General features: G+C 60.3%; 1 protein-coding gene. It reads right to left on the bottom strand.

Features of this window, described 5'->3' with window-relative positions; genetic code table 11:
- The coding region (locus NKH49_RS34855) for a DUF2130 domain-containing protein (RefSeq protein WP_352930248.1) at positions 1–574 on the bottom strand (574 nt) is incomplete at both ends.

The following is a 574-nucleotide window of genomic DNA, read 5'->3' as shown; positions in this document are numbered from 1 at the left end:
TTCTTGGTGCGTTTCGATTCCCACAAAATGGCGCCGCATGGCTGGCCGGCCGGTCCGACGACGCGGTGCAGGACATCTCCGCCGAACTCACCCTTGGCAACCGGTTCAATGACGTCCATCGGGAACCGGCCGGCAATGAGGGCTTCCAGCTGAAGCTCCAGAACTTCACCCTGCAGCTGCTGGGAACCCTGTTCCGCACGGCGCTTCAGCTCCTCAATCTGACGCTGCATGCCTGCGATCTGTTCTTCCTTTTCCGCGACCTTCATTTTGAGCCCGTCTTCCGCTTCCGACCTCGCCTTGACGCGAACGGCGTCCAGCCCCTCCTGGATCTTCCTTTCGATGGTCAGCGCCATCTCCCGGCTTTCGTCGTCAAGCGCACGCTGCTTTTTCAGGAATTCCGCCTGTTGCTGCTGGGCCTCGGTGAGCTTTTCGTCGCGCGCCTTCAACGTCGCCTCCAGCTCGGCAAGCTTCTTATCCTTGTCCTCCAGGTCTACCGAAAGCAGCAATTTTGCCTTGCGGGCTTCCTCGACCGCGATTCCGGCACGCTCAAGCTTGATTTGCCCAGCCACCTGGT

Origin of the sequence: Mesorhizobium sp. M1088 (genome assembly GCF_040318575.1) — a bacterium.
In the GTDB taxonomy this organism is placed as follows: Bacteria; Pseudomonadota; Alphaproteobacteria; order Rhizobiales; family Rhizobiaceae; genus Mesorhizobium.
Note: the sequence above shows the minus strand (reverse complement) of the source record. Positions and strands in the feature narration are given on the sequence as shown.